The following is a 13,608-nucleotide window of genomic DNA, read 5'->3' on the forward strand; positions in this document are numbered from 1 at the left end:
CCGCGAGGTGGAATGGCTGGAGGTTCAGCAATTCGATATGCTGCAGGAAGGAGAGCTTACGAAAGTCGCGGTAACATGGGATATGATGGACAGCGTCGAGAAGAAGGAGAGCATGGACTACTTGGTTCATCGGCTGACCTCCATTAAGAACAGCAGCGCTTATATGAAGGATATATACGTTCATATCCCCTCCATCGGCAAAACGCTCTCATTCGGCAATGCCGTTCACGATCTCGAGCAAGGAAGGTATGACCAAATCCGAGCCGTGTCGGAACGAAACGGGGCGAAGCGTCTCATCAGGCAGGGAGATTCACTTCATCTAAGCGCCTCCAAGTTCGGGGGAAGGAAGGGGGAAGAGCCGCTCTACATCGTGCAGATCGAGCTCGATACGGCGAAGCTGAAGGAATCGTTAAATCAAATGAGCGTTTATGCTGAGAGCGGTTCTTTCCTGATCGCCGATGAGGTGGATTTTATGCTGCTTGGCAACGACAAATCTAGCATTATTTTGAATGAATATTTGCAAACAACCCGCCTTTCGAAAGAAAGTACCCTGCTATTGAAAGTAAATGGACAAACATATCATGTCGACAAAGCCAATTCGCCGGAATTAGGGCTTTCTGTCGTTACGTATTTGCCGGAGGAGACGGTCAAGAGACCGCTTAATAAGTTTAATTTATGGGCTTGGCTGTTCACGGGTACGTCGATTCTCGCTATCGTTGTTTATTCCCTCTCGACATACAGGCTCGTTCATCGGCCGCTGCTGCTGCTTGTTCAGAGCTTCCGCAGAATGGAAGGCGGTACGCTGGATATTCAGATCGATCACGAGAAGAAGGACGAATTCGGTTATTTATATGATCGTTTTAATCAGATGCTGAACAAATTGCAGACGCTGATCGATCAGGATTTTAAGCAGAAGCTGATGATGCAGAAGGCTGAACTGAAGCAGCTGCAGTCACAGATTAACCCGCATTTCCTGTACAATAGCTTCTTTATCCTTAATTCGCTTGCCAAAACGGGCGATACGGATCGTATTGAGCTTTTTACAAATATGCTGGGCGAATATTTCAGATTCATTACGCGCAACGGGGAGGATAATGTTTACCTTTCGGAGGAAATCAAGCATGCAAGGATGTATACCGAGATCCAGAAGCTTAGGTTTTCTAGACGCATAAGCGTACAGTTCGACGAGCTGCCGAAGGAAATGGAGCGCATACGTGTACCAAGGCTTATCGTTCAGCCGATTATCGAGAACGCGTATGAACATAGTCTTGAGAAAATGTCGGAGGAGGGCTTTCTGCGCATCTTCTTTGTACGGAATGAGCAGGAATCCATGATTGTCGTCGAAGACAACGGAAGCCGGATCGACGACGCTCTAATCGACGCTTTGAACGGTCAAATGGCAAATAACGGGGAAGCGCATGAAATGACAGGGATCATTAATATCCACCGTCGGATTATACTGACCTATGGCGAAGGCAGCGGCTTGTTTCTATCAAGAAGTGAGTTAGGTGGCTTGCGAGTCGAAATACGCATAAATTCAAAGGAGGCGGATGGGGATGCACCGGCTGCTAATCGTCGATGACGAGGAAATTATAACCGACGGACTTTATGAGGTGTTGAGCAAGCTCATTCCGGATCAATTGGACGTTTGCAAGGCGTATTCGGCTAAGGAAGCTTTGGAATGGATGTCGCGAACGCGCATCGATATTGTAATGACTGATATCGCCATGCCGGGCAAGAACGGACTGGAGTTGTCGGAAGAAATATTGACGTATTGGCCGAGATGCAAGGTCATTTTTCTTACGGGACATAGCGAATTCGATTTTGCTTACCGGGCATTTCAAATGCCGGATGTCCGTTATTTGCTGAAGACAGAAGGGTATGCGAAAGTGACGGAAGCCGTCCGGGGCGCCTTGCTCGATATTCAGCGAAGCACGGTTGAGAACATGTTGCTTGAGCAATCACGTGAGCAGAAGTATGCATACGAGTTCATGGCGCAAGGTGATTATATGAGGCAACTGCTGCATGAGAGCGATTCGCTCTGTTCGGAGCAGAAGGAGCTCATGGAGGAATTCGGCCATTTGAATATCGGACTGGACCCAACGAAAACTGTCATGCTCGTGCTTGCTAGGTTGTCGTACCCGTCCGGCATGACGTATACGGAGAGGAGCAAGCTGCTTGCTTCGGCCAGGACGATATGGGATTCCTTGCTGAAGGACCATGTGAAGAGCATCGGAATTGTCGATCGGCATGGTGACCTTATGTGGTTCATACAGCCTGGAAGTGAAAGCGGTGGGAAACCAGCCGTCGACTTTGCATGTTATATCGAGGGGGTACTCGAGCTTATCCAAGAAGCCTGCCTCTCCTCTCTTAAACTGGAAATCACGTTGACAATAAGCGGAGCAAGCTGCGATTGGACGGCCATCACCCAGCAATATGAGAGACTGCGCCGACTGCAGCAGCTTAGGATCGGAACCGGCATTGGCATGATTCTAAGGGATCATGACGAGAATATGGACGGATTTTCGGGGAAAGAAGCATTCGTACCGAGCCGTAAAGTAGAAATTATGGCTGCACATTTGGAGGCTGGCCGTGCGGAAGAGTTTTATTCTGATTGGGAGCAATTGTCGAGAGTGGCGCTGCTTCACAACGAGCAAGCGCAGCGATCCATCGAAGCTTATTATTCGGTTGCTCTGATACTCTACTCGTGCTTGAACAAGCTGGGGTTGCAAAGCCGCCTTGATGATCACGGGAAGCTGATGCGACTGGACTGCCATGCCTCGATGAAGGAGGGGTTCGAGTATTTGAAGCAAACCGCGGAAGCGATTTTCCGATATAAGCAGAGCGATGAGCGGGACAGAACCTCGCAAGTTATTGACCGAATCTGCCAGTACATCGACGACCATCTGAGGGAGGACCTTTCTTTGGTAAGGCTTGCGGAAATCCACTACTTCAATCCATCCTATCTGTCGCGTTTCTTCAAGCAGGAACGAGGCATTAATCTATCTGAATATATCGACACCTGCAGAGCAAGAAAAGCGAAGGAACTGCTGCATGACAACGATTTGAAGGTAAGAGAGGTTGCCGTATCAGTCGGGTATGAAGCCGCTCATTCGTTCACGCGTTTCTTCAAGAAGGTGACGGGCATGACGCCCCAAGAGTATCGCGATTCACTCAACGTATAATAGATGAATTCCAATGAACAAGGCGAAAGGATAAGGTTTCTCTTATCCTTTCGCCTTGTTTATTGTTTCTGCGCGCAGCCGGTTGTTGCAGTACTGCAATTTGAAGGGTAAAAACATAGGGTTCGTCAGGTTGTGGATGTATCTTGAAGACGATAAATTGATGTAACGAGAGGCCGAGCGGTGCCGCGGATCGCAATCGAAGTCTTATATTTCTCGGAATGAATCGAGCCACGCCGCCAAATGACGGCGACAGCCGTTTCACCTTGTGAAATTGTTTAATAAATACGGTAGTTGCCGCTTAATGCCAGCAGACTGAAGAAATACAGGCAATTATCGTAATAGCGCCGATCGCCGGTACGGAGGGGCGTGTCCCAGAACAAGCGGACAAAATAGGCGGCATCGGGTCCGTCCGCAGCGAGAGATGCCATTGCATTCGTGGCGAGAAGGCCGATCGGATGCAGCGCCAGTTCCTCAAATGGTTTGCCTTCGATAGTATAGCGACGATAGTCGGAAACATCGATGTTGCGGAAGAACGCCTGGATGCGATTACTTTGATTGATTTGCCATGGGTCCTTGCGGAACCATTCATAGTCAAGTCCGATATTCGCCGCTACGCGGTAAGCGTCACTGAAAAAATGCCGAAAGTCGCCGTGCCGCTGAGGTACCGCAGGTGTTCCGTCATAGTTCGCGTATTCGGGGGAGAGTCCCGTTTCCGGATGGCAGGCGGCATGCAGGTAAGCGCGACTCGCTTCAGCGGCATCTCTCCAGAACGGCCTGTCCTGTTCATCGGCATGAATCGCGAACAATTCATAGAAGTGCGGAAGATGATAGGAGGGATCGCTAAACGGCGATTCAGGTATGAATTTAATCAGCTTCGTTGCTGGATCCCACATTGGGTCGCCTTCGCCGTTCTCTCCCTGATGGATGCATGCGCGCAGAATTGTTTTGGCTTGCTCGGAATAATCAAACGGCACTGGCCCGTTACCCCAGCGGTTCGAGGCGAAAATTAAGGCCATGGCGAAAAATTCTTCCCCGTCGGGTGCTGGACCTTGAGAAATACGAGAGCCGTCCGGCTTGCAGTGCCACGCGAAGTAATGCTTGTAACGCCCGTCCTTATGCTGCATGAACGTCTTCGCATAGTTCCATAGCCTGTCGAATTCATCTTTTTTGTTCATTTGCACCGCCATCATCATGCCGTAAGACATGCCTTCTGAGCGTACATCCAGATTGCCGGTATCTAGAAGATACCCTTTGTCGTCGCCCAAAGGGTAATAGATGCGCATTTCAGGGCTGCCATAGAACAGTTCGTTCCAAGCCTGCTCCAGCTTGCTTTCGATTTCCTGAAAGGAATACCCAAGTTCCTTGAATAGATTTCTGTAGCTGCCTGTATGGAAAGCACCTTGGTTTGAGTCTGACATTGTCGCAACCTCCACATTACATTTTTTTGAACCTATCATAACATGGTCGATGCTTAAGGAATTATAGCGTTTACTTTAAAAAATATAGCACTTTTCAATTTTCGAAGAGAGAGRGCTGCCTCATGCATAGCGTTATTATTGTCGACGACGAACTATTTTTCCGCAAAGACTTTATAGGAATGATAGATTGGGAGGGCAACGGTTATCAAGTGATCGGTGAAGCGGCTAATGGCAAGGACGCGCTTGCCATGATTAGAGATAAAAAACCCGATCTTGTCATCACTGATATCCGAATGCCCGTACTCGACGGTCTTGCCTTAATCCAAGCTGCGGAGGAGGAGAAGCTCGATACCGAGTTCGTTATTATAAGCAGGCATACCGATTTCTGTTATGCGCAGCAGGCCGTTCGTTTGGGCGTATTGGATTATATGCTTAAGCCTATCGAAGAAGATGACTTTGTTTGTGCACTTGTGAAGCTGCACGACAAGCTGGAGAAGAAAAAACAGCTTCAAGTGCGTAAACGCATGCTGAACAACCAGAAGCAGATCGAAACATTGATCAGGGGAGAATCGACGGGGACGGCGAAAGAGGAAAGCATAGTGCTGGAAATGGCGATCGGATCAGAGGCGTTTACATACACGTTAATTGAGCTGAATAACGTTCATCCTTGGAGCGGAAGGAAGCTTCCGTTAGAGGAGAAAATTCGGGCAGACATTCGGGATGCGATACAGCAAATCGTCCCAAGGGCGTCAGAGCCGTTTATATACGAGCACGGAAGAACCTATGGGTTGATCGTTCCCTCCATGTATCTTGCTGGCGTTGGAGGAAGCATAAAGACGTTTATGGAGCTTTTATTAATGCGGCTCGAACATCGCTATGGGCTTCCGTATCGCGCATACGCGGGAACAACGGTCAAGCAATTGGATAAGATCAAGGAATCGTATGCAAGCGCCAAGAAAGCAGTAACTAGCAAGTATTACAGAAGCGCCGAGTGTTTCATTGCATATAGCGAAGTGAAAGAAACAACATTGGTTTACGGACAATTAGACGACGACCTATATCGGAAGTTGGTAGAGGCAGTAGAGGAGAATGATTCATATGAAATCAAACTGGTCGTTAATCGGATATTTTCTGAATTTCGCGAGAAACGTTTCTCGCCCGAGGCGATTCAAACAAGCATCGTACATTGCGTGCTATTGATTAGTATATCGATTAGAAGCATGGAAGGTGATGAAACCGAGCTGACGTCCTTTGAGCCAATTATAAATTGGTATGATTATAATGTCACGTTAGACGAGATCAAACGGCTGCTTAACGCTTTCGTTTTCGAAGCAAGCGATTTGATCAACATGCTATACAGAACCTACGGGAAGGGGAGAATTCACAAAATCAAAACGTACATTGACCAAAATTACAGCAAAAATATTAGTTTGAAAATCATTGCTGGTCAATTCTATTTGAATCCGGCTTATTTAGGACAGCTCTTCAAAAAAAAATACGGTGTGTACTTTAATGAATATCTGCAGCAGGTGAGAATTACAGAAGCGAAAAAATTGTTGAGGATTAAGGACTTGCGCATATACGAGGTGGCAGAGCGTGTCGGGTTTAACAATTCCGATTATTTCATCACTCAATTCGATAAGCTGGAGCAAATGTCACCTTCCGAATATCGAAACAAATGGAACCTGCAATAGTTTTTTGACCAAGGGATGTTAGTTGGCAGTGCTGCTTGAATTGCGATTTTGCATTCTGATCGGATTCATCTGCATAACAACTAGAAATTGACGGGTAATGACTGAGAACTTGGCGGGTTGTTCCTTGCCGAGGTTAACCTTACTATGTTCAATAATAGGGAAAGAGGTGAAAGCTTTTTGACAAGCAAGATGCGCTTTGGACTCATTGCCGCCCTTGCAGTGACCGCCACAGCGATATTCCTTCTCAGMCAATTGCAGGCTAACCGGAATGAATCGGAGCAGCGGCCTGATGTGAAGCTGTCGGCTTATCTGAAGGAAGAGACGGTAGAACTTAGCAAGAAGAGGGATAGCACATATGAAGTGGATTTACTCATGGATGATTTCCCGATCGGGGCTGAGGTTGTACAAATTCGCGCCTTGCTTCACATTCCGGTTGCATTCGAAGTCGGTTCGATCGTTCTGAACCTCAATAATGTTTCGGCGGCAAATGTCGCCTTAAAGCCTTCCGATGAAGGATTGGAGCTTTGGATCAGCAATGACGACGGTTCCAAGGTTTCATTCACGAATCTTGACGGCAGCAAAGCGCTGGCTACGATTACATTAAAACAAAAGCGGGAGTTGATTGTGAAAATGAAAGATGAATTGAAGGTAAGCAGTCTGGAAATCTTGGAATCCAATCATAATAACACGGCATATGACGTTAACCAGGCAACCTCGAAGCTGAGCTATGAGCCGCCTGCCAGCGCGGTCGGGAAGCTTCCGCAGAACGGCAATCCTCTCGTATCCCATAAATTCGGCGCAGATCCTTATGCTCTCGTATTTAATGGCCGTGTTTATATTTACAATACCTACGACGTACTAGAATACGACTCCGCTGGAGAGGTGAAGGATAACTCTTACGGATCAATCAAGCGGCTGTCGATCGTTTCCTCCTCGGACTTAATGAACTGGACGGATCATGGTTTCGTAGTTGCCGCTGGTCTAGACGGGGAGGCGAAGTGGGCGACGCAATCCTGGGCGCCGGCAGCGGCGCATAAGGTAATTGACGGCAAGGATAAGTTCTTCCTTTACTTCGCGAATAACGCCAGTGGCATTGGCGTGCTGACGAGCGACAGCCCGACGGGACCTTGGATCGATCCGATCGGCAAGCCGTTAATTTCGAGATCGGCGCCGGCCGCAGAAGGCGTGACATGGCTGTTCGATCCGGCCGTGCTGGTCGATGATGACGGCAAGGGCTACATCTACTTCGGCGGTGGTATCCCAGAGGGCAAAGAGGAGAAGCCGGATACGGCTCGCGTTATGCAGCTAGGTGACGACATGATCAGCGTCGTCGGCGAAGCCGCTGTCATTCCAGCGCCATTCATGTTCGAGGATGCCGGGATCAATAAAGCAGGAGGCACTTATTATTACACGTACTGCTCGAATTTCTATGACGGTATTCGTCCAGAAGGGAGTCCGCCTGCAGGGGAAATCGCTTACATGACAAGCGATCATCCTATGGGGCCATGGACATACCAAGGGACCATTCTGAAAAATCCCAGCCACTTCTTCGGCGTGGGCGGCAATAATCACCATGCGATGTTCCAATTCCAGGACGAATGGTACATTGCGTATCATGCGCAGACATTATCAAAGGCGATGGGTGTACCGAAAGGCTATCGATCGACGCATTTGAACAAAGTGAACTTCGGCGCGGACGGCTCGATTCTAGAAATTGAAGCGGATTTGAAAGGCGTACCGCAGCTCGATAAGCTTAACCCGTTCGTGCGAGTGGAGGCGGGAACGCTTGCTTGGAGCGCAGGCATTGATGCGTTGCCTCATAAGATGGACGATAACGGAACGACGGTAGAAGAGGTTGCAATCGGAGCTATTCACAACGGCGATTGGACAGCTGTGTCAGGCGTGGACTTCGGCGCGGGCGCCTCTACGTTTTCGGCGTTCATAGCAGGCGGAAGCGAGGCTGCCGTCATAGAGCTTCGTTTGGACAGTCCGGATGGCGATTTGATAGGTACGCTTGCTGTTCCACAGGCAGACGGATCGACAGGCTGGACAGAAATAAATACGGTGGTTGAAGGCGCCGTAGGCATTCACGATCTGTATTTTGTGTTCAAAGGCAAGGCCGATACGGATTTGTTCACATTTCGTGCATGGCAGTTTTCTAAATAATTGAATTGAACAGAAAAAGACTTGCAGCCTCTTCGCTGCGAGTCTTTTCTTTGATGTAAAGTAGAGGTTTTGTTGTTAGTGGAGTTCCTATATTGGTTGAACTAAAGAAATACAGTTTAAGCGCAGCGAGAAGATCGTTCTGGAGAAACGAAGTGTTCGCCTTTGTAGCCGGATTTTTACCTTTAAATGACTTAGTCAATCAAAAAATCTGGTTACAACCGCGATCGTAAGAATGATCTTCTCGCGCAGCGACCAAAACGAGAAACTTTAGTTCAACTTATATAGTTCAATTGAAAAAAGGCCTTAGCTTGCGATTTAGGGTTCAATTTGTTGTTTTTTAGTTGTTAATCGAGACCAAAGCTATCGTTTATAGGGTAAACGAACAAGAAATGAACAGGTACTTCTACAGAAATGAAAGCGTTAAAATAAATAGTAATAACGGGGAAAAATGAGGAGGTTAGCGGTATTGGCGAAGTTAGAATTGCCGGGAGAAGCAATCGGCGGGATGATTCTGAAGGCGGTCGGCCTTAAGCGTGTATTCGGTAGAGGCAGCGGCGCCGTCACCGCGTTATCGGATGTTCATTTGGCTATACYGGCCGGATCGATGGTTGCGCTTAAGGGCAGGTCCGGTTCAGGCAAGACGACTTTGCTGAATATGCTCAGCGCGCTTGACGAGCCAACGGAAGGGCAAGTGTTTTTCCGAGACAGAGAAATTACGCGTATGCCCGGAAAAGAGAGAAGTGCTCTGAGGCGCAAAGAAATCGGCCTCGTCTTCCAGTCATTTGGACTTATTCCGCTCATGAATGCATACGAGAACGTGGAATTCGGCCTGCGCGTTGCGGGCACGCCGTTTAAGGGCAATCGGGAGGCGGCGGAACGGGCATTGGAGCAGGTTGGAATGAAGGAAAGAATGAAGCACCGGCCGGCCGAGCTCTCAGGAGGAGAGCAGCAGCGCGTGGCGATCGCAAGGGCAATTGCCCACGAGCCTGTGCTGCTCATCGCGGACGAGCCGACGGCGGAGCTCGATAGTCGAATGGGCTTTCAAGTAATGAGAGTATTCCGGGAGCTCGTTAATCGTTCTGGTATGACGGTCGTTCTGACCACGCATGACCCGGGCATTATGGAGCTTGTCGATCATGTCATTTCATTGGAGGATGGAAGAATTGTATCGCAAACGAACATCGAATAAGGGAGGCGGACCGCTGCTTTCAGGCGTGCGCCGATCGGCAGTGGCGTTGGCATTGATGCTAGCGCTGTCCGGATGCGGCCTTCTCCCTGCAGAGCAATCTGCTTTGCAGCCGCCGCTTGTTCAGCCGGCGCAGGAGCAATTGGATATCGTAGAAGCAAGCCGCGGATCGATTCAGACGTATCTGAAAGGAACGGCTCATTTCGTTTCCTCGAGCGCGGAGAACTTGTCATTCAAGGAATCGGGAGGCCGGCTCAAAGCAATCAAGGTAAGCGCCGGGCAGGAAGTTCACGCTGGCGATCTGCTCGTGGAGCAGGAAACCGGTGATCTTGAGCTTCAGGTTAGCCTTCAACGGCTTAACGTGGAACGAGCAGAGCTGCTGTTCAAGCAAGCGTATCTTGACGGCGCGTCGACCACTGACTTGCGTTTGCGCGAAATCGATCTCGAACGCGAGAAAATATCGCTTCAGTCGATGGAGAAGCGTCTTGCCAAATCACGTCTTTATGCGACCCTATCCGGAACGGTGACGTTCGTGGAGACGCTGAATGCGGGCGACTTTGTGAACGCCTACCAGGCTATCGTATCGATTGCGGATACGTCCCGCATTCAGCTTACGTATGTTGCAGCAGACATGAAGGAGGTACAGCCGGTCGAAGCAGGAATGCCGGTCAATTTGAAATACAAGGGAAAGGCGTATACGGGCAAAGTGCTGCAATCTCCTTCGACTGTTCCTATCGGAACGGATGGATCCAAAGCAGAGCGCAATGCTGTAACGCTCTACATGAGCWTGGATAAGGCCCCGGCAGGTATCCAAATCGGAGATAGCGCCGAGCTGACGATCGAGCTTCAGAAGCGCGAGAACGTCATCATCCTGCCTCGCTCGGCCATTCGTTCTTACATGGGGCGCTATTACGTACAGGTGGCGGAAGGCGAGCGACGCAAGGAGGTCGACGTTGAGGTGGGGCTGATAACGCCGACGGAGGCCGAAATCATTAAGGGACTCGAGGAAGGCCAGAAGGTCATCTTGAACAACTAACTAACAATGAAGACCGGGTACAGCAATGTATCCGGCGCTGGGATGGGGTGTACGTATGGCCTTATGGACGATGATCCTTCGAAAGATGGCAAACAACAAGTGGCTGCAGTTGAACCTTTGGATCGGCCTTACGGTGTGCGTGGCTTTGTTCAGCTCCATGCCGCTTTACTCCGAAGCCATATTGCAGCAGACGCTGCAGAAGGAGCTTCAATCGGTGCAGCTTCAAGAAGGCGTGTATCCGGGATATATTCGCATCGGAACGACAGTTTCCTCGTCGACCGTGGACGAGAAGACAGTAGAGGCCATCAGGCGGGCTGACCGATTCGTGCAAACGATACCGGGAAGAGCGGGACTTGAAGCTTTATCCGCTTATCAACAACGCTTCACGCAGCGAATGAAGGTGTACGGAGCGGATGCTACGGATCAGGAGAAGCAGTCGCAAAAGGCGGCGGGCAGCATCAAGTCGCTATCCGGTCTTGAGAAGCGCGTTCGCCTGATCGACGGCGTGATGCCAGCCGTACGCACGGACGGCATTTACGAGGCTCTCGTTACGCAGAAGTTCCTTATTGCGACGAAGCGTGATCTCGGGGATGAATTGATCGCGGAAGCGCCGGACAAAATGAAGTTCCGCTTTATCGCGGTAGGGATCATGGAGACGGATCCGACTGCTGATCCTTATTTGCCTTATCTCGCTTCAGAGGACAGCGATGGTTTTATTATTCCATTCGATCAATTCGAGAGCGATTTTATAATTGGAGGCAAGACGAAGCTCGCGAGCCTCGATTGGCGCGTGGCGCTTGATTACGAGAAGTTAACGATCGATTCGATTGATGCATTCGTACAGGCCGACAAGGACATCAGGCGATATTTCCGTGGTCGCATCGGCGTCGACGAAGTCAATATCCCTGCCACATCGACTGTGGATGCCTATCAAGGAAAGCAAGAGAAGCTTGATATCATGATGCTGTCTCTTTATTCGCCGGTCATGCTGATGCTCGCCTTTTATCTCTACATGGCCGCCAATCTTATTATTGAACGGCAGAAGACGGAGATTTCCGTCCTGCGCAGCAGAGGGGCAAGTCGTCTGCAGATTATGACGGCCTATACATTCGAAAGCCTATTTCTTGGCGTTAGCGCACTTGCGGTTGGACCTTTTCTCGGCATTCTGTTCACTAAAGTATTAGGCGCCTCGAACGGTTTCCTAGAGTTCGTCGATCGTTCGGCCCTTGAGGTCAGTCTGACCAGCAGCGCTTACTTGATGTCAGGTGCAGCGGTAGCTGCCGCATTGGTTTTGACTCTCATACCGGCTTTCATGGCGACCAGAGTCAGCATCGTCAGTCATAAGCAGCAGAATGCCCGCCATAACAAGCTGACGTTTTGGCATAAGACTGGACTTGATTTTATCCTCGTCGGCGTTGCTATGTATTTGCTCTATAATTTCAACAAACGGCAGGAGGATTTGCAGCGGTTAGGGCTTGATTCGGATGCTTTCCAGCTCGATCCGATGCTGTTTCTGATGCCTTCGCTTTTTGCTCTCGGGGGCGGCTTGCTGCTGCTGCGGGTTTATCCGTGGTTCATACGTCTGATCTATTGGGCAGGCCGCAGATGGTGGTCGCCAGCGCTGTACAACACGCTAATACAGATTAGCCGATCGTCCGGTCAATATCAGACGATCAAGCTGTTTCTGATCATGACCGTTGCGACAGGACTCTTTAGCGCGAATGCGGCCCGAACCATAAACGACAACATGGAGAGCAAGATTCAGTACGCCATCGGAGCGGATATGTCGATTATGACCCGCTGGGAAAGCGATGCGCGTCCCTCAACCTATATGTCGTCGGCCTCTCAAACACTGACCGAACCGACACCGTCCAGCTCGAGCCGGGTAAATTACATCGAGCCGCCGTTTCAGCCGTTCGAAGAGCTGGAAGGCATTGAGGCGAGCGCTAAAGTATTTAAGAAAGAGAATGCGCGCTTCGTCACGCCTGCCAGTGGGGCAAGCGGAGCGACGACGCTCTTTGGCATCGACACGATGAACTTCGGCCAGACGACATGGATGAAGGATGGGCTGCTTGACTATCCCATTAACGGCTACCTTAATCTCCTCGCGCCTAATACGAAGGCGGTACTGATCTCTCGTTCAATCGCGAAGAAGGCAAAAGTAAAGCCAGGCGATACTATCAGCTTGTCCTGGGACGGGCTCGATCAGGCGCAATTCGTCGTCTATGGCATTATCGACTATTGGCCAAGCTGGAATCCTCTTCCTACGGGCAGCAAGGATAATGAAAAAGCGGTTCAGCCCAACTTGATCGTAGGCCATCTCGGAACAATTCAGAAGAGACTTGCTGTAGAGCCATACGAAGTATGGCTGAAACTGAAGGATGGCGTTACAAGCCAATTCGTCTACGACCAACTGGCGGAGAAGAAGCTGCGAATCATCCAGCTTCAGGATGCCACGCAAGAGCTGATTGAATCAAAAAACGATCCGTTCAGACTCGCAATCAATGGCGTTATGACGCTCGGATTTGTTATCTCCATGCTCATCAGTTTCTTCGGCTTCTTGCTGTTCTGGGTGCTCACGTTATCAGGCAGAACACTTCAATACGGCGTGCTCGGGGCAATGGGTATTCGGTTCAGAYAAATTATCGGCATGCTCGTCAGCGAACAATTGCTGACTTCGGGAGCGGCAGTTGTTCTGGGCGTTTTCATCGGCAATTCGATAAGCGAGCTCTTCGTACCGCTCTTCGAGATGTCCTTCGCAACGAAGGATCAAGTGCCGCCTTTTGAAATGATTCAGCGGCTCAGTGATTATTTGCAGTTGTACAGCATCGTCGGTATTACGCTGACCCTGGGTTTGCTTATTCTCGGTTACCGCTTGTCGAGAATCCGGATTGCACAAGCACTCAAGCTTGGAGAGGAGTAA

The 13,608-nt window shown here is 49.7% G+C and carries 8 protein-coding genes; 7 read left to right on the forward strand and 1 reads right to left on the reverse strand.

Translation table 11 applies throughout. From position 1 onward, the window contains the following. The coding region (locus AB4Z17_RS11870) for a sensor histidine kinase (RefSeq protein ID WP_441959930.1) at window positions 1-1,582 on the forward strand (1,582 nt) is incomplete at its 5' end. Beyond that, window positions 1,557-3,185, forward strand: a complete 1,629-nt coding sequence (locus tag AB4Z17_RS11875; RefSeq protein ID WP_441910289.1) for a response regulator transcription factor — start codon at window positions 1,557-1,559, stop codon at window positions 3,183-3,185. The genes AB4Z17_RS11870 and AB4Z17_RS11875, both read left to right, overlap by 26 nt. 275 nt (window positions 3,186-3,460) lie before the next feature. On the opposite strand, the gene AB4Z17_RS11880 is transcribed toward AB4Z17_RS11875, so the two are convergent. Then, complete coding sequence (locus AB4Z17_RS11880) at window positions 3,461-4,603, reverse strand: glycosyl hydrolase family 8 (protein WP_441959931.1); 1,143 nt, start codon at window positions 4,601-4,603, stop codon at window positions 3,461-3,463. A gap of 122 nt (window positions 4,604-4,725) precedes the next feature. Between AB4Z17_RS11880 and AB4Z17_RS11885 the strand changes: the two genes are divergently transcribed. The 5 genes from AB4Z17_RS11885 (at window position 4,726) to AB4Z17_RS11905 (ending at window position 13,608) form a co-directional block, all read left to right on the forward strand. After that, window positions 4,726-6,297 (forward strand): response regulator transcription factor, encoded by a 1,572-nt coding sequence (locus AB4Z17_RS11885; RefSeq protein WP_441959932.1) that lies wholly within the window; start codon window positions 4,726-4,728, stop codon window positions 6,295-6,297. Between the two features lie 630 nt (window positions 6,298-6,927). Beyond that, complete coding sequence (locus AB4Z17_RS11890) at window positions 6,928-8,463, forward strand: glycoside hydrolase family 43 protein (protein WP_441959956.1); 1,536 nt, start codon at window positions 6,928-6,930, stop codon at window positions 8,461-8,463. Between the two features lie 505 nt (window positions 8,464-8,968). Further along, a complete protein-coding gene (locus AB4Z17_RS11895) occupies window positions 8,969-9,652 on the forward strand; it encodes an ABC transporter ATP-binding protein (protein WP_441959958.1) in 684 nt (227 codons plus the stop codon). Next, a complete protein-coding gene (locus AB4Z17_RS11900; protein WP_441959934.1) occupies window positions 9,600-10,685 on the forward strand; it encodes an efflux RND transporter periplasmic adaptor subunit in 1,086 nt (361 codons plus the stop codon). Before AB4Z17_RS11895 ends, AB4Z17_RS11900 begins: the two co-directional genes overlap by 53 nt. A 25-nt stretch (window positions 10,686-10,710) precedes the next feature. Beyond that, complete coding sequence (locus AB4Z17_RS11905; protein ID WP_441959936.1) at window positions 10,711-13,608, forward strand: FtsX-like permease family protein; 2,898 nt, start codon at window positions 10,711-10,713, stop codon at window positions 13,606-13,608.

Source organism: Paenibacillus sp. TAF43_2 (assembly GCF_052113545.1).
Taxonomy (GTDB): domain Bacteria; phylum Bacillota; class Bacilli; order Paenibacillales; family Paenibacillaceae; genus Pristimantibacillus.